Annotated in this window: 16 protein-coding genes; 10 read left to right on the top strand and 6 right to left on the bottom strand. The window is 41.9% G+C overall.

Annotated elements, in window-relative coordinates:
• Window positions 1-23 precede the first annotated feature (23 nt).
• From AB4384_RS00575 to AB4384_RS00565, 3 genes are read right to left on the bottom strand one after another with little or no spacing between them, the layout of a single operon-like run.
• A complete protein-coding gene (locus AB4384_RS00575; protein WP_061032534.1) occupies window positions 24-554 on the bottom strand; it encodes a prepilin peptidase in 531 nt (176 codons plus the stop codon).
• 9 nt (window positions 555-563) lie between these two features.
• The gene (locus AB4384_RS00570) at window positions 564-716 is read right to left on the bottom strand and encodes a hypothetical protein (protein ID WP_198594302.1); all 153 of its coding nucleotides are present in this window, start codon (window positions 714-716) and stop codon (window positions 564-566) included.
• Window positions 717-723: 7 nt separating this feature from the next.
• Window positions 724-915, bottom strand: a complete 192-nt coding sequence (locus AB4384_RS00565; RefSeq protein ID WP_102319919.1) for a Flp family type IVb pilin — start codon at window positions 913-915, stop codon at window positions 724-726.
• 193 nt (window positions 916-1,108) lie between these two features.
• Between AB4384_RS00565 and AB4384_RS00560 the strand changes: the two genes are divergently transcribed.
• The 3 genes from AB4384_RS00560 (at window position 1,109) to AB4384_RS00550 (ending at window position 4,878) form a co-directional block, all read left to right on the top strand.
• Entirely contained in the window at window positions 1,109-1,852 is a 744-nt protein-coding gene (locus tag AB4384_RS00560; protein WP_372128694.1) for a helix-turn-helix domain-containing protein, read from the top strand.
• Between the two features lie 93 nt (window positions 1,853-1,945).
• Window positions 1,946-3,634, top strand: a complete 1,689-nt coding sequence (locus tag AB4384_RS00555; protein WP_372128693.1) for an AMP-binding protein — start codon at window positions 1,946-1,948, stop codon at window positions 3,632-3,634.
• A 338-nt stretch (window positions 3,635-3,972) separates the two neighbouring features.
• The gene (locus AB4384_RS00550) at window positions 3,973-4,878 is read left to right on the top strand and encodes a LysR substrate-binding domain-containing protein (protein ID WP_372074603.1); all 906 of its coding nucleotides are present in this window, start codon (window positions 3,973-3,975) and stop codon (window positions 4,876-4,878) included.
• 130 nt (window positions 4,879-5,008) lie between these two features.
• On the opposite strand, the gene AB4384_RS00545 is transcribed toward AB4384_RS00550, so the two are convergent.
• On the bottom strand, window positions 5,009-5,215 hold the full coding sequence (locus AB4384_RS00545; protein WP_065584040.1) for a DUF1127 domain-containing protein: 207 nt from the start codon (window positions 5,213-5,215) through the stop codon (window positions 5,009-5,011).
• Window positions 5,216-5,318: 103 nt separating this feature from the next.
• Here AB4384_RS00545 and AB4384_RS00540 point away from each other — a divergent pair, with 103 nt between their 5' ends.
• The 7 genes from AB4384_RS00540 to AB4384_RS00510 all read left to right on the top strand — a co-directional run bounded on the left by AB4384_RS00540 (window position 5,319) and on the right by AB4384_RS00510 (window position 12,190).
• Complete coding sequence (locus tag AB4384_RS00540) at window positions 5,319-6,269, top strand: LysR substrate-binding domain-containing protein (protein WP_372102527.1); 951 nt, start codon at window positions 5,319-5,321, stop codon at window positions 6,267-6,269.
• Between the two features lie 45 nt (window positions 6,270-6,314).
• Entirely contained in the window at window positions 6,315-6,530 is a 216-nt protein-coding gene (locus tag AB4384_RS00535) for a VF530 family DNA-binding protein (RefSeq protein ID WP_102319916.1), read from the top strand.
• Between the two features lie 237 nt (window positions 6,531-6,767).
• Window positions 6,768-7,406 carry a response regulator transcription factor gene (locus AB4384_RS00530; RefSeq protein WP_102319915.1) on the top strand — a complete coding sequence of 213 codons (639 nt, stop codon included), beginning with the start codon at window positions 6,768-6,770 and terminating at the stop codon, window positions 7,404-7,406.
• 171 nt (window positions 7,407-7,577) lie between these two features.
• A complete protein-coding gene (locus tag AB4384_RS00525) occupies window positions 7,578-8,162 on the top strand; it encodes a hypothetical protein (protein ID WP_372054894.1) in 585 nt (194 codons plus the stop codon).
• An 88-nt stretch (window positions 8,163-8,250) separates the two neighbouring features.
• Window positions 8,251-8,931, top strand: coding sequence for a molecular chaperone (locus AB4384_RS00520; protein WP_102319913.1), 681 nt, complete (start codon window positions 8,251-8,253; stop codon window positions 8,929-8,931).
• 10 nt (window positions 8,932-8,941) lie between these two features.
• Window positions 8,942-11,332: a fimbria/pilus outer membrane usher protein gene (locus tag AB4384_RS00515; RefSeq protein ID WP_372054892.1), complete on the top strand. Its 2,391-nt coding sequence runs from the start codon at window positions 8,942-8,944 to the stop codon at window positions 11,330-11,332.
• Window positions 11,333-11,335: 3 nt separating this feature from the next.
• Complete coding sequence (locus AB4384_RS00510) at window positions 11,336-12,190, top strand: hypothetical protein (protein ID WP_102319911.1); 855 nt, start codon at window positions 11,336-11,338, stop codon at window positions 12,188-12,190.
• A gap of 232 nt (window positions 12,191-12,422) precedes the next feature.
• Here AB4384_RS00510 and fusA read toward each other — a convergent pair whose 3' ends face one another.
• Together fusA and radA are read right to left on the bottom strand one after the other, a co-directional pair.
• Window positions 12,423-14,510 carry an elongation factor G gene (fusA, locus tag AB4384_RS00505; RefSeq protein WP_017058825.1) on the bottom strand — a complete coding sequence of 696 codons (2,088 nt, stop codon included), beginning with the start codon at window positions 14,508-14,510 and terminating at the stop codon, window positions 12,423-12,425.
• A 234-nt stretch (window positions 14,511-14,744) separates the two neighbouring features.
• Window positions 14,745-16,124 carry a DNA repair protein RadA gene (radA, locus tag AB4384_RS00500; protein ID WP_017063288.1) on the bottom strand — a complete coding sequence of 460 codons (1,380 nt, stop codon included), beginning with the start codon at window positions 16,122-16,124 and terminating at the stop codon, window positions 14,745-14,747.
• Between the last annotated feature and the right edge of the window lie 64 nt (window positions 16,125-16,188).

The raw sequence follows: 16,188 nt of genomic DNA, 5'->3' as shown, positions 1-16,188 counted from the left end.
CACAAAGCTTACCAACAACAGCTTTAATTAAAATAGCTATACATCGCTAATCCTATGACAACAGAGGGGGCAAAAGGCATTGTCACTTTATTTAAGTATCGATTATGAAAATTAGTACGCTCATCTTTGACTGGTGAAACACCACTCAATAAAATAAGTTTATTTTGGAAATAACCTTTAATGCTGACACTACTTGAGTTAGCGTAGTTATACAGTAAATAAAAGGATCCGATCATCCCAGAAGCAAGTAAGATAAAGTACGATGCATCAAGTATTTGTCCCCACCCAAGATACATTCCAACAACGCCCAATAACTTCACATCACCTGCAGACATTGCTCTCATAAAATACAAAAGCAAACCAAACCCAAAAAGTACTGCAAACCCTGCTAATGAAGACAAGAAAAAGCCCAACGTATAATTGCTATCAAACATTGACAAAAAATAAACAAACAAAAGAAGTATCAATATTTTATTAGGTATACGATGCTTCTCAACATCGTATACCGAAACTGCAATTAGCAGCGCCCAAAAAGCAGAAGGCTCATTAATCATATTTTCTATTTATACACTCGATATAATACTCTGGAACTTACTAAGTAAGGCTGTTGCCATTCCAGAAAAAATAAATCCAACAGCAAGAACAAGTGAAGCAGCACCAATCACGTATTCGACCGTAGTAAGCCCTTTTTGCTGTCTTGCTCTTTTCTTATCCATAATCGTATCAACCACTACTCGTAGTGTTACCAACGTTAGCAACAATAGCGTTTAATTTATTTGCCAGAGTATTACCTAGGCCAGAAAATACAGTTGTTAAGCCTAAAACCAATAATGCTGCACCGATTACATACTCGATTACAGTCAACCCTTCTTCATCTTTCATGAATTCTTTGCAATTATTCAAAAACTTACCCATGACAACCTCTCCTTGATTTTCATAACAGGCTTCGTTTACCTGTAAAGTAAATCTAGAGGTGAGTCACACATTCGGTTAGGATTTTTTTGCCATTTACTTGCACTTTTTTGTTGTACTTCTAATCTCTGTAATAACTCCCTTATTTCTAAATTTTCACATCTGGCCCTTTATATATGATACAGGTTTAGTAGAAATGAAATTAATAACACCACTGCTATCAGATATAGATAGCGAGTTTAATTCAATTATTATAAATAAAATTAGTCGCTACTTCCCTGTGGAAAATTTTCAACAAGATATATCAGTTATCAGTAACTTAGATGTAATAATTGTATTTTTCATTTTAAATAGAGAAAGTGAAATTCAATTACTTACCATGGCATTATCTATTTGTAAAAACCTAAACAAGCGGATAGTTTTAATTTCTCCATTTGAGATACCTAATATCATTCGAAATCATAAGAATATATTTTTCATTATAGAAACGAGTAACAATCATCTGACCAGTGCCTTCGAAGAATTAAAGAGTAAAACACAGCATATCTTTGAAGCACACTTCGACCTCGATAGAGACATGAATAGCAACAACCAGGAGCCGACCAAGCAGTTTACTTCTGAAGTTGTTAATTTTGTTATGGATAACATTAACAAGGAAATAAGAGAAACGGACATAGCTGAAAAATGTCACTGTTCAGCAACCTATTTTTCTAAAAAGTTTCATCTACACTTTGGAGTAAGCTTTAGAGACTTTGTGTGCGATAAACGAATACTGTTAGCCAAAAAGTTGATTGAGGCGGATACCGAATCAAAAATAGCTGTAATTTCTTATCAATGTGGCTACAAGGATGTGTCGTATTTTTCAAGAATTTTTAAGAAAAGGACGGGCGTAACCCCTGCAAGCTACAGACGTGCCTGCACAGATAACAGAAAACGCTAATTTTACTCCCTAAAAGAAAAAATCATGGTACATTTAACATGATTTTAACAAAAATAACCAAAAATAACTTAGCGAAAAACATGGAGTTAGACAATGATTCAGCCTAACGAGTTTAGCCAAGAACAAGCAACAGCTCTCCCTACACCCAATGACATGATTTTAAAATGGGCAGAAGATCGCCCAGATGAAGTCTATTTGAAACAGATTATTAACCGTCAATTTGTCGAATTTACTTATAAAGAAGTAGCCGACAAAGCACTGAAACTGGCGTCAGCATTAGAAGGACTCGGAGCCCAACCTGGCGATCGAGTCGCTCTCGTATCGAAAAACTGTGCAGAGTGGTTCATCTGCGATCTTGCCATGATGTTAGGAGATTTTGTCAGCGTCCCAATCTTTCCAACAGCAGGTTCAGATACCATTCAGTACTGTATTGAACACAGTGAATGTAAAATTGTGATTGCGGGTAAGCTTGACGATCCTAAAGCCACTCAAAAAGTACTTGATGACAACCCGAGCTTGGTGAGTATTTCACTGCCATACGACAGCGCAGCGAAGTGCCAACACACTTTCGAGCAGCTCATTGAGACACATGAACCATCAACCAAACGCCCTCAGCATCACGACGATAAGCTGATGTCACTTGTTTATACATCGGGTACATCAGGGTTACCAAAAGGCGCAATGCTCACCTACGGCGCGTTTACTTGGTCTGTTCAAAGGTTGATTGACCATATTGGGATCCAACCTGGCGATCGCCTGTTTTCTTACCTACCGCTTGCTCATATTACAGAACGCGTTTACATCTTTGGTTCTTCAGTAATGGGGGGCGTGGTTACGGCTTTCCCTGAATCTTTAGACACCTTTATTGATGATGTGAAAATGCATCGCCCTACGCTGTTTATTTCAGTTCCTCGCTTATGGACTCTGTTCCAGCAGCGAATCCAAGACAAATTGCCACAGAAGAAACTGAACTTCTTACTGAAGATTCCGTTTATCAACAACATCATTAAGAAGAAACTTGCTGATGGCTTAGGGTTAGACCAAGCTCGCGTTCTTGGATGTGGTTCTGCACCTGTATCACCCGCTCTACTCGCATGGTATGAGAGTGTTGGCCTGCACATTACCGAGGCATGGGGCATGACAGAGTCTTTCGCCTACAGCACGCTCAACTACCCATTCAGAGCCGATAAAATTGGTACGGTTGGTAATGCAGGTCCAGGGATCGAACTCAAAATAGCTGAAGATGAAGAGATTCTAGTTCGAGGCAAAGGCTTATTCTCTGGTTACTACAAGAATGATATTGCAACCCAAGAGTCTTTTAACTCGGATGGTTGGCTTCATACCGGTGATATCGGTGATATCGATAGTGAAGGTTACCTAACGATTCGTGGGCGTAAGAAAGATACCTTTAAAACCGCTAAAGGTAAGTTTGTTGCCCCTGTACCAATCGAAAACAAACTGTTTGAGTACAGCCGCGTAGAAATGATGTGTTTGATAGGTCTTGGCCTACCTGGTCCAATCCTACTTGTGGTACCGCATGACTTCCCTAATTTCGATCGAGCTCGCTATGAGAAAACGACAAAGCGCGTTATCGAGAAAATGAACGAGCAGCTTGGTTCACACGAGAAGATCAAAGGTGTATTGATGATTAAGGAACCATGGAGCATTGAGAATGGCGTGTTAACACCAACACTCAAGATCAAACGCCATGTACTAGAGCAGAAATACCATGAAGTCGGTCATAACTGGCCGAAAGATAAATTGGTGGTTTGGGAAGAATAATTAAAATCGAGAGGGAGCCATTATGGCTCCTTTTTTGTAAGCTCACATTATAAGTACTTAGTATAATCCGCAGCATCACTACTCTCGTAATCTAAGCCGACATCCTTTCTCATTCGATGACTTAACGATTCCAAGCAAACAACTTGTCTAGATTTAGCCCCCTTCCTCACCTTAGTATTATCATTGATTTTAAGTACCTGAGTAACAAATATACCGACCCAGCAGGTTATTGCTTTCATGTTCTCTCTCTTGTATTCCCTGTTTATTTATCGCTATTATGAAAACAACCTGTTCGATAAGCGAACAATCATTATTAACAAGAACTATAAGCTGAGATTATGGACAATAGACTGCGTCACCTTTCAGGCCTCCGTTACTTTGAAGTTGCAGCACGCTTGAGCAATTACAGTAAAGCGGCTGAAGAGCTGTTCGTCACTCAGGCAGCAGTCAGCCAGAAGATTCGACAGTTAGAAGAACAGGTTGGATGTAAGCTCTTTATTCGTAAGGGGCGTGCAATGACTTTGACACATGAAGGGCACACACTTTTTAGACATGTCTCTGATGGATTTCAAGAGGTTCTGCTGGGGTTAAACAAGATCCAATCAGAACCTATTCAAGGGTTGCTTGTTGTTAGAAGTCCCCCTTCTTTTGCTTCTCGTTGGTTGCTGCCTAGGCTGTGGAAGTTCTCGGTAAAACACCCAGAGATCCCAATTAAGGTGCTCACAGGGTCTGACACCCCAAATTTAAAACATGGTGAGATTGACGTGGCTATTCTGCAGGGCGAAGATCTGTGTGTTGAAGAAGGCTTAACTCTCGAGATGCTAATCAACGAACCGGTTTACCCTTTTTGCTCCCCTGAACTCGCAAACTCTTTGAACTTCACATCACCTGAACAACTCCTCAAATGTTGGCTGATTCAGTTTGATAGCGGTTGTTTCCCGTGGGAGGAATGGTTTAGGCAAGCAAACATATCGACTCAAAGCAGCACCATTCAGTGGATGGAAGTAGGAACCTTTGATATGGGGCTAACCACGGTCATGGCAGGGCATGGGGTTTGCTTGGCAACAGACAGCTTGGCTGGTGACTTCATCGAACGCGGCTTGTTAGTGAAGCCCTTTAATATTGGCATGACACCTGGTGTTCAAGTAAACCTATGCTTTGATCCTAACTCCCCGAGAGAAGAGCGCATTACCGCGTTCACCAATTGGTTGCACGAAGAAGTAAACGAGCTATTGGAGAGTTAAATCTCATCTCTCACTTCTTTATATAAACCATCAACCTAACTCAACATAGAACGGTAACGTAAACGTCCCGACACCGACAAAACTATGTTGAGTTAAAGCAACGTCGAGTTAAAAGCTACGCTGCCTTGAATCACTCCCAAAATGACTTCTTCAGTTCTTTCTCGACTTGTTCCGACGTAATCCCAATATCTCTCAGTAAATAATCGGGTAGCTCAGACAGTTGCTTTCTGGTTCTACGATTTTGAAAGTACAGGTCTAATTTAGAATAGAATTTCTTAATTGATAATGATGATAAAAATGAATGGTTGGTATTTGCTGTTGCTGTGATCGTATTCATAGCCTTTCTCCTGTTGATCTTTTGCTTTGTTATGGTCAATAATCGACCAGTAGAGCAACATCGACAAACGATAGATACTGGCATTCAGTTAAGGAAAACTAATGTGAGAGAACGCACTCCACCATTCCAAGGGATCTACTATTTTTACACGGCGGCAGAAACAGGCAGTTTTAAACTCGCCGCACAAAAGCTATTTGTCACGGCTGCAGCAGTCAGCCAACAAATTCGCCAACTTGAAGAGTGGTTAGGCGCAGATCTGTTTATTCGCCAGCACCGAAAAATAGTATTAACCCATGAAGGTGAAGTGCTTTACCTGCAAGCGAAGAAAGGCTTTGCTCATATTCAAGATGGGGTGAGACGAATCAACCAAGATCCTAACCCCACTCAACTGTCGATCTCTACCGTGCCTTCCTTTGCTCAGCATTGGCTCGTACCAAGAATTGGCGACTTTCGCGATCGCCACCCTGATCTATCCATGCTAATTGAGCCGACCAATAAGCTAGTCACATTTGAAGATTCTAATGTCGATATCTGCGTTCGATACGGTCATGGAGACTACCCAAACATCGAATCACGTTGGTTGATGGACGAGGTCATTTACCCGGTTTGCCACCCTATTTATCAAGAGAAACATGGTATCTATGACATCGACGATCTGCATAAAGCGGAACTTATTGAAGACCGTTGGCCTGATATGGATTGGAATCTCTGGTTACAAGTCGCAGGGGTAAAAGCTGGCCGAACATCACTGCAATTTGATGGCTCTCATTTTGTGTTAGAAGGTGCGCTATCCGTTCAAGGTGTCGCGCTTGTTAAGCACAGCTTGGTATACCGCTATTTACAAGAAAAGAAATTGGTGCGAATCGGAAACATCGCGCTGAAGCCTAAGTACAATTATTTTTTGTGTGCGCCTCCAGGTTACTTTCATCGAGAAAAGATAAAACGTTTCGAAGAATGGATGCAGAATCAGGTTAAATTATTTGGTAATACAGGTAGAGAAGAGCTTTCGATTATCCACACCGACTACGAACTCAAATGGTCGGATAATTCATAAGGCGAAACTGGTATACTTAGCTCAAATAAATGGCGAGAACATCTCATGACACAAGACAATAATCCACTTCACGGTATCACGCTACAGAAGCTACTGACTGAATTGGTTGAACATTACGGTTGGGAAGAGTTGAGTTACATGGTGAACATCAACTGCTTTAAAAAAGACCCAAGCATTAAATCGAGCTTAAAGTTTTTGCGTAAAACAGATTGGGCACGTACCAAGGTAGAGCAAATCTACATCCAACTAAAAACTAGCTAGTCCCTACCTTTAACAAACGCACCATTTACGGTACTAAAGTATGAACCCATTGGTGCGCATTCCATTCAATTTTATTATTTTCCTTTGAAAATCAATAATTAAAACAAATAGCACATCCATTCCATTGAATAATGCTCAATCAATACTAATATTATTGAACCAGAGACAGTGGGATAACTCCCCATTAACCTAGCGATTAATAAAGATTTTGTGTATGAGTAAATAGAGAGGTCAATCATGGAAGTTGATTCTGAACTCGCGTTAGACATTCATGTCCTTACCCGCAATAATTCATACTATAGGGTGATAAAAGACCTACTTTCGGTATCTATTCCTAGCGCGCAAATCACTCATTCCCAATGCTTTGTGCAAGTACCGAAACTCGAACCTGAAACGGTTGTTTTATTTGATATTCAAACAATGCCATGCCCCAAAAGATACGGATTTATCCTACATGAACGAAACGAATTTTGGTTAGCAGTCAATGTGAATGACAATACCTCTACAGTATGGCTAGAGAAAGGCTTTTCAGGGCAAGTCGGTCAGCACTTTGAGTTTATATCGAAAGCAATTTTATCTGTTTATCAAGAAGATATATGGTTCCCAAGGTCAGTGTTAAATAAGCTGGTTTCTTCCTATCAAAGCAATGAGCCTAATTATGAATCAGCTTGCGAAAATATAATCAATTACAAAGAGTTAACTAAAAAGGAAAGGGATACCTGCACATTGATGCTAAAGGGGCTTTCAAACTCTCAGATTGCATCTCAGCAGCACGTCAGTATCAATACAGTGAAAACTCACTCATCAAACTTACTTCGTAAATTAAACTTACGATCGAGATATGAACTTCTTGCTCAAGTAAAAAGCGCTAACTAGGTAGCAACAAGGTTAAATCAAAAGAAAAATGAATTATGACAAAACTCATTCTAAACTCACCCTATGCAAACGATATTTTTCACTCCATGTGATGAGGTTTGACTAACCGTTCCCTCGTAGTCTTTAGAGGCGATGCACAGATATGCATCTTAACTAACGAGGGATTGAGTTATGAAAAAGTTACTTCTTGCTACTGCTGTAGCAGCCGCTTCACTTTCTTTTGGCGCTTCTGCGGTTCAATTTAATAATGCTGTGGACTTTACGACACTGAGTAACACGGACCAAAAAACGATTCGAATTGAAGGCCGAGTTCCAAAACGCTGTCTACTGCGAATAGGTAAGAAAGATGTGAAGAATAACGTTCTACGCAAAGCGAACAAAGTGCACGAGGATTCATGGTCCAATGGCTTCAACAATAAGGAAGTTTTGGTAGGTAACTTGCGTGCATGGTGTAACTACGGAACTGATTTGGAGTTTTCAGTAACAGCTTACCAGCTAAACGGCGTAACCAAGCACAATATGAGTGAAAAAATTAACTACGCAGTGAAAATTGGTTCAGATACGGTGGCGAACACCGAAAACGACCATGGCATGGAGGTAACGGCGTCGCCAATTCCATCATTGGGCGAACACTTGGTGAACAAAATCAACAAGCATCCAATTTATGTACAACCTGAAGATTCAGGCTTTGCACGAGCAGGTAAATATAAAGGTAAAATCAAAGTGAGTCTTGCTGCAGCAGGTCCAGCAAGCTAATAACCGAATGACGCTTTATGGATAATGTCTTTTAGGCAAGAAACTTGGCTCGGTTCTCGAGCCAAGTTTATTTTATGGAGAAATATCAATGACTAGGATTATAACTCTTCTATTTTCTTTATTGTTCAGCTCAGCCCTTTTCGCGTACGAAGTCAGCCCAATCTATCTAGAACTTGATGATGTTGGTCGAAATGCACAAGGCTTGTATAAAGTGACTAATGTGGAAGAAGAACCAATCCTCTTAGAAGTAAATGTCTATCAAACTGATTTTTCTACTGGCGAAGAAATTTTAACACCATCGGAAGATGAGTTTCTCGTCCTACCACCTCAAGCTAAAATTGACGGGCAAAAATCTCAGACTTTCCGCGTACGTTACATGCCAACAGGACCTATAAAACAAACCGTCACCTACCGTATCGTCTTTTCGCAAATTGAACTAGAAAATCAAATTGAGGAAGATGACGACAGTTCTATTTCCATGTTATTAGAGTTTGCGACTTTGGTTTTTGTCTCTCCCACATCCAGTAAATCAATTCCAACTACTACACTCCAAAATCGCCAGGTTGCTATCCGTAACGATGGCAAACGAGTACTGAACATGAATGGTATGGAGTTCAGCTTCTCTGGTGACAAAGCAAACAAAACGGTCGATTGGGAAGTATTAAGTAAAAAGACAAGCGCTTACTTAATGCCAGGAACAACCGTCAAGTACACCTTACCAAGTGAATTAGGGCAGCCAGAGAAAGTTTCTGTTAAAACAATAGACTAGTGAGGTTTTCATGAAAAATCTCATTTTATGTCTCACTCTCATTACTGTTATACAAACCGCGCTCGCGCAAAGTTGGTTGTTCCCATTCCCAGTAACTTGGGGGGAAAACACTATCGGCGAAGTAAATGCGTATTCTGATGGTATGACTGTTGGATCCATTAACGTAGAACAGCTTGTGCAGGCAACTGAAAAGCTGATCAACCCTGAGACATTGGTGGCGCTACGAAATTTCTCCGAAGAGTACATTACGATAGAACAACTGAACCATATGGGTATCAGTGCAACCTTCAATTCCTCCGATCAAAATATTAACCTAGTTATTGATGAAACCGCTGCTGCTGAGTTTTTGCTTTCGTTTGGTAGCAAATATGAACCCGCCCAATACTCAGAAAGCGCTTTTTGGACAATGCAAAATACATTAAATGCCAGTACTGACTACTCCTTGTTTAACGACTCTAATACAGAGGACACCCAAACGTGGCTTGGTGAATGGTTATTAAAAACCAATATTGGCGGCGTTCGAGGCGCTAATATTGACATTTCCGGTTTTGTTACTGGTGGTAACGATATCAACTCTGACGTCTATCGTGGCGAAGCTCGTCTTTTCTTCGATGAACCGACAACCCCTTTTCGACTTACCTTTGGCGATGTAACCCAAGCAAGTGCCGGACACCTTCCTAGTACACCTCTCGGTGGACTTGCTTTTGAACGTTTGTACCAAGACTTACAACCTACCCGGAATATCCAAAATGGCGGAACTCAACCACTGGTACTGAATGAGAGTGCTGATATAGAAGTCTATATTAACGACGTTTTTCTCACTGAAATTCGCTTACCTCCAGGTCGATATACACTAGACGACTTGCCTCTCGTTTCTGGTACCAATGATGTTCGGTTGGATATTAGTTATCAATCAGGTCGAACCGATACCATCGTTTATAGCCAGTTCTTTAACTCGCGTTTGTTACGCGAAGGTATTTCAGATTTTGGATTCTACTCTGGTTTAACGTCGACGATTGAAGATAACAACTTTAAGTATGACGACGAGCAATGGGTAACTTCTGGTTATTATGACTATGGTATTAGCGATACCTTAACAGCCGGTGCAAACGCTTTGTATCACCCTGAAGGACAGCAACTAGGCGTGATTGCAACAATAGGTTCTGATTGGGGGAATTTAGGCGTTAGAGCTTCAGCACAAAACAACAAGCCCAATAACGATACAGGTAGCATCTACAGCTTAGATTATTCCCATCAACTATGGGGAACAGACAGTTATGGCTCCCCAAACTTTCGCCTTGGTAGTGAATACCAGGATAATTATTTTGCACTACCCTGGCAGATTGCAGATGCGAGTACTGGACTTCGTGTCTTTTCAAACTACGTTTTCAGTATTACGGATAACCTTAGTTTAATCCTGAGCGGTGACTATCGTGATTTTGAAGAGGCTGAAGTGCAATGGCAGGCTTCTACTGAAGTTGCTTGGCAATTTTATAATATATCACTCTCTGCTGGTATAGAGAAAGAAGATAACCCAAATGAAAACATTGACGAAACCCGTTTTACTTTTTCAGCAGATTGGGACTGGAACTCTGACAATGGAGAATACAATGCAAATATATCCTACTCCAACGAACCAGATACCTATCGAGCTCAATTTCAACGCCCATCAGAGGACTATACGGGCAGTTATGGCTATGCGATGACTGCTGAAGGCGAGAGCGACTCTCAAACTTACTCTTTCGAGGGTAATTATGTGGCAAACCGTTTTATCACAGATGCTAAGGTTTCTCACCTAGCATTTGATAACTCAGCAAACTACCAAACCGCTTCTTTACGAGCAAGTACAGCGCTTACCCTGGCTGACGGTAACTTAGCTTGGTCACGTCCCATCAATGGTCCAGTGGCAATTATTGCCGTTCATAACTCGTTAGATGCTGATGTAGAAATTAATGCGGTTGCAGATGATCCTGCAGAAGCAATATCTACCTATACTATTAGTAATGCCGTTCAGTTGTCTGGAGGGCACCAATTGTCCAGTATCTACATTGATGTGCCAGACGCACCGATAGGTTATGACTTTGGCGACCACGAGTACAGCATTACGCCAGGATCACAAACAGGCCATCTAATAAAAATCGGATCGGCAGCATCGAAAACCATCATTGGTAAAATTGAGATCGGACAAGAAAAACCATTAAAGCTCTTCCAAGGTCAGTTGGTTGGACAACAGAAAACGTATGAATTTTTCACTAATCGATCAGGCAGGTTCGTTGTGGAAGGCGTTGCACCGGGCAACTACACCATCGTCATAGATGGCTTTAGCCCAACAAAATTGAACGTCCCAGAAATCAATGACAACCTGATTTATCTACCAACTTTACTTATTAAAGAGGGATAAACCATGAAACACTTTCTAAAGATCTCAGTGTTCGGTTTAGCCATGTTATCTCAACCAATTTGGGCCGCCGAATGCAATGGCAAGTGGATGCTAAACATCGACAGAAGCAATGTTGAATTTAAGCGAGATTTAGGCGCTTATATTCCTGTTTATTTAGAGTTGTCACGTGATATTCAGAACTGTCGATTCCCAATGGCCATAGTATCGGTCAACAATAAACAATCTAGCTACTTAAGTTCAATTGGAACGAATTTGCCCCTTACTATTCTGGACAAGAACTTCCGTCAATTGAGTCACTTTCCTAGCAAAGGTTTTCAACTACCTCTGGATAATAGCCAAAGGACGAAGTTTTGGATAAAGGTACCAGAAGCTAAAGTAGCAGCATCTGGTAACTATAACGGACTTCTTGAAGCCTCTATTTCCTTAGATAGAAAGCAAGAGACCAAAAATGCCAAAGTTAAACTCAAAGTCCCAGCGTTTGTAGCTTTCAACTCAGTGCCAAATGCGCCACACGTTCAACGTTCAGGGAGCTCAGGTTATCGCTTCCAACTTGGTGATCTTGAATCTAACCGCACCTACCGTTCTGATTTTGATCTTCTTTCAAACTCGAATGTAAGGTTAGTTGTAAAGCAAAAATATGGAGAGTTAAAGCAGAAGTCGGAACCCAATATCTCGATCCCATATACGTTGCGATTTAATAATGCTTTGGTAAACCGGAAGTCAGTTTATACCTTCTCAAACAATGATGAAACCAAGCGTTGGGGGCTCCCCCTTGAAGTAATGCTAGGTAACATAGACTTTGCGAGAGCTGGTAAATATCAAGATACGATAACGGTTGAAGTTAAAGCTATGCCATAGATACACGTGATGAAGAAACCTACGGTTTAGTCAGTGGACAGCTAAAAATATTAACGAACACCGTATATGGCTCTACCACTATCCTATGAAAAGAAATTAATGCATCACTGTAACTTTAAGTTTTTGGATATAAGCACTTAAGATAAGAGAGCAGAATTAGTTTTGTTGAAAATAAAAAGCCCCGCAAGCTTTCACTTGCGGGGCTTTTTTAGCTAATTGAGAAAAGGGCTAATTACTTACCAGCTTCTTTTTCTGCTTTAACTTTTGCAATCACTTCGTCAGCAACGTTAGTTGGACATGGTGCGTATTGTGCGAATTCCATAGAGAATTGGCCACGACCAGAAGTGATAGTACGTAGGTGACCGATGTAGCCGAACATCTCAGAAAGAGGTACGTCAGCTTTAATACGAACACCAGTAACGCCAGCTTGTTGATCTTTGATCATGCCACGACGACGGTTAAGGTCACCGATAACATCACCAACGTGATCGTCTGGAGTGAACACGTCAACGTTCATGATTGGCTCAAGAAGTTGCGCGCCAGCTTTAGGCATAGATTGACGGAATGCGCCTTTCGCTGCGATTTCAAATGCGATAGCAGATGAATCGACTGCGTGGAAACCACCATCGAAAAGTTCAACTTCAACGTCTAGAGTTGGGAAGCCAGCTAGTACGCCGTTTTCCATCATAGATGCGAAGCCTTTCTCAACTGCAGGCCAGAATTCTTTAGGAACGTTACCGCCCACAACTACAGAGTTGAACTTGAAGCCAGAACCTGCTTCGCCTGGTTTGATACGGTAATCGATCTTACCGAATTGACCAGAACCACCAGATTGCTTCTTGTGCGTGTAGCTATCTTCAATTGCTTGAGTGATAGTTTCACGGTAAGCAACTTGAGGAGCACCTACAGTTAGGTCAACGCCGTATGTACGCTTAAGGATATCTACCTTGATGTCTAGGTGAAGTTCACCCATACCTTTCAGGATAGTTTCGCCAGTCTCTTCGTCAGTCTCAACTTGGAAAGATGGATCTTCTGCAACCATTTTACCGATAGCGATACCCATTTTCTCAGAACCGCCTTTATCTTTTGGAGATACAGCGATTGAGATTACTGGAGTTGGGAATACCATTGGCTCAAGCGTTACTTGGTGCTTAGGATCACATAGAGTGTGACCAGTTTGCACGTTCTTCATACCAACGATCGCAATGATGTCACCAGCTTGTGCGCTAGTTAGTTCGTTACGGTCATCAGCTTGCATCTCAACCATACGGCCAACACGTTCAGTCTTGCCAGTGAATGAGTTAAGAATCGTGTCACCTTTGTTCAGTTTACCAGAGTAAATACGAACGAAAGTTAGAGCACCGAAGCGGTCATCCATGATTTTGAATGCAAGCGCTTTGAAAGTCTCATCTGTAGAAACGATAGCGTGTTCGCCAGTTTCTTCACCGTTCTCATCCATTAGAGGCTGAGGGTCAACTTCAGTTGGTGCTGGTAGGTAATCTACTACAGCATCAAGGATAAGTTGCATACCTTTGTTCTTGAACGCAGAACCACAGAACGTTGGGAAGAATGCGATATCACGAGTACCTTTACGGATACAACGCTTAACGTCTTCAATAGAAGGCTCTTCACCTTCCATGTAAGCTTCCATTAGGTCATCGTCTTGCTCTACAGCAGTTTCGATTAGCTCTTCACGGTATTGCTCAACGTCATCAACCATGTCCGCTGGAACATCTTTGATTTCGTAGTTTTCAGGAAGACCAGTGTCATCCCAAACGTATGCTTTACGGCTTAGTAGGTCTACAACACCAACGAACTCGTCTTCACGGCCGATTGGTAGAACCATTACTAGAGGAGTTGCACCTAGAACGTTTTTAACTTGGTCAACAACGTTGTAGAAGTCTGCACCCATACGGTCTAGTTTGTTAACGAAGATCAGACGAGATACTTCTGATTCGTTAGCGTAGCGCCAGTTAGTTTCTGATTGAGGTTCAACACCACCAGAACCACAGAATACACCGATACCGCCATCAAGAACTTTAAGAGAACGGTATACTTCAACTGTGAAGTCAACGTGTCCAGGAGTATCGATAACGTTTAGACGGTGATCGTTCCAAAAACAGCTTACAGCTGCTGATTGGATAGTAATACCGCGCTCAGCTTCCTGTTCCATGAAGTCAGTCGTTGATTCGCCATCATGTACTTCACCAGTCTTGTGGATTTGACCAGTTAGCTTAAGGATACGCTCAGTGGTAGTTGTTTTACCCGCATCAACGTGCGCGAAAATACCAATGTTTCTGTATTTCGATAAATCTGCCATTGTCTTACTCTGTTAATAGGATATAAAATGCGCGCAGAGTATATCACAATCTGTGAAGACTGATAGCTTTGCATGCATTTGGGACTAAAAAACTTTGCCTTTTTCTAACATATAGAAAAAGGCACTCAGTAGTAACAATCTAAATGATTGTTAATTATAGTGCTAACCTAAAGCCTAATCGGCGTTAAGGTTAGGCTGAATTGCTGCTGTATAGAGTAGCTGAAGTGAGTTCAATTACAACTCATCAAAAGCATTAATTGCTTCCGATAATTTTTTCACACCGTGGATCTGCATTCCTGGAATGCCACCTTTAGGCATGTTAGCCGCCGGTACAATCGCTTTCTTAAAGCCGTGTTTAAATGCTTCATTTAAACGCTCTTGTCCGCTCGGTACAGGTCGAATCTCACCCGCTAGGCCTACTTCTCCAAATACCACCACATCTTTTGGTAATGCGCGGTCTCTGAAACTAGAAAGTAGAGCCATCACCAACGCAAGATCAGCACTGGTTTCGGTTACTTTAACACCACCGACGACATTCACAAACACATCTTGGTCAGCCATTTGTAAGCCGCCGTGTTTATGCAGCACCGCTAATAACAAAGAAAGCCTGTTTTGCTCTAGGCCGACAGCGACGCGACGTGGGTTAGCCAGCTGTGAATAATCCACCAGCGCTTGGATTTCGACAAGAAGTGGACGCGTCCCTTCCCACACCACCATGACAGAACTGCCCGAGGTTTCTTCTTCACCACGAGACAAGAAGATAGCGGATGGGTTGCTGACTTCTTTTAGCCCTTGGCCTGTCATCGCAAACACACCCAGTTCATTCACTGCACCAAAACGGTTTTTGTGGCTGCGTAGCGTTCTAAAACGGCTATCGGTTCCGCCATCTAATAAAACAGAACAGTCAATAATGTGCTCAAGTACTTTTGGCCCTGCTAAGGTGCCGTCTTTAGTTACGTGTCCAACTAAGAACACAGCAACGTTATTCTGTTTTGCGTAGCGCGTTAATGCGGTTGCCGATTCACGAACCTGTGCAACACTGCCCGGAGAAGATTGAACATCCGCAACGTGCATAACTTGGATCGAGTCGATAACCATGATCTTAGGTTGTTCTTTTTCTGCAACCTGACAAATCTTATCCACGTTCGTTTCTGAGAGCATCTTTAGGTGCTCTTTTGGCAATCCAAGTCGAGACGCACGCATCGCGACTTGTTGCAGAGATTCTTCCCCGGTTACATAGAGAGTCGGTAATTGAGAAGAAAGCTGACACATGGTTTGTAATAGCAGCGTTGATTTACCGGCACCCGGGTTACCACCAATCAGGATCGCAGCACCCGGTACGACACCACCACCAAGTACGCGGTCTAGCTCTTTAAAGCCACTGCTAAAACGTGGGACTTCTTGCAGATCGATTTCTGACAGCGTTTGAACCGAAGATTCAGTTGCACCGCCCGCATAACCACTCAATCGTTCATTACGTGCGACCTGAGGTGAAGCGGCTAACCTAACTTCTGTAATCGTGTTCCAAGCACCACATGCATTGCACTGCCCCTGCCAACGTGGAAAATCGGCACCACAGTCATTACACACATAAGCTCGCTTTGCCTTCGCCATAAAACCTCAATAATTTACTCAATTACACAATGATGTTGTCAATTTGTGACTTATTTGACCGTAC

Origin of the sequence: Vibrio sp. 10N.261.51.A4, assembly GCF_041471945.1 — a bacterium.
GTDB classification, from domain to species: domain Bacteria; phylum Pseudomonadota; class Gammaproteobacteria; order Enterobacterales; family Vibrionaceae; genus Vibrio; species Vibrio crassostreae_C.
Note: the sequence above shows the minus strand (reverse complement) of the source record. Positions and strands in the feature narration are given on the sequence as shown.

What these genes read in the sequence shown, in the direction of transcription:
- AB4384_RS00560 (WP_372128694.1), top strand. Translation starts at nt 1,109, where the DNA reads ATGAAATTAATAACACCACTGCTATCAGATATAGATAGCGAGTTTAAT.
- AB4384_RS00570 (WP_198594302.1), bottom strand. Translation starts at nt 716, where the DNA reads ATGGATAAGAAAAGAGCAAGACAGCAAAAAGGGCTTACTACGGTCGAA.
- AB4384_RS00535 (WP_102319916.1), top strand. Translation starts at nt 6,315, where the DNA reads ATGACACAAGACAATAATCCACTTCACGGTATCACGCTACAGAAGCTA.
- AB4384_RS00575 (WP_061032534.1), bottom strand. Translation starts at nt 554, where the DNA reads ATGATTAATGAGCCTTCTGCTTTTTGGGCGCTGCTAATTGCAGTTTCG.
- AB4384_RS00520 (WP_102319913.1), top strand. Translation starts at nt 8,251, where the DNA reads ATGACTAGGATTATAACTCTTCTATTTTCTTTATTGTTCAGCTCAGCC.
- AB4384_RS00555 (WP_372128693.1), top strand. Translation starts at nt 1,946, where the DNA reads ATGATTCAGCCTAACGAGTTTAGCCAAGAACAAGCAACAGCTCTCCCT.
- AB4384_RS00525 (WP_372054894.1), top strand. Translation starts at nt 7,578, where the DNA reads ATGAAAAAGTTACTTCTTGCTACTGCTGTAGCAGCCGCTTCACTTTCT.
- radA (WP_017063288.1), bottom strand. Translation starts at nt 16,124, where the DNA reads ATGGCGAAGGCAAAGCGAGCTTATGTGTGTAATGACTGTGGTGCCGAT.
- AB4384_RS00510 (WP_102319911.1), top strand. Translation starts at nt 11,336, where the DNA reads ATGAAACACTTTCTAAAGATCTCAGTGTTCGGTTTAGCCATGTTATCT.
- AB4384_RS00545 (WP_065584040.1), bottom strand. Translation starts at nt 5,215, where the DNA reads ATGAATACGATCACAGCAACAGCAAATACCAACCATTCATTTTTATCA.
- AB4384_RS00565 (WP_102319919.1), bottom strand. Translation starts at nt 915, where the DNA reads ATGGGTAAGTTTTTGAATAATTGCAAAGAATTCATGAAAGATGAAGAA.
- AB4384_RS00515 (WP_372054892.1), top strand. Translation starts at nt 8,942, where the DNA reads ATGAAAAATCTCATTTTATGTCTCACTCTCATTACTGTTATACAAACC.
- AB4384_RS00550 (WP_372074603.1), top strand. Translation starts at nt 3,973, where the DNA reads ATGGACAATAGACTGCGTCACCTTTCAGGCCTCCGTTACTTTGAAGTT.
- fusA (WP_017058825.1), bottom strand. Translation starts at nt 14,510, where the DNA reads ATGGCAGATTTATCGAAATACAGAAACATTGGTATTTTCGCGCACGTT.
- AB4384_RS00530 (WP_102319915.1), top strand. Translation starts at nt 6,768, where the DNA reads ATGGAAGTTGATTCTGAACTCGCGTTAGACATTCATGTCCTTACCCGC.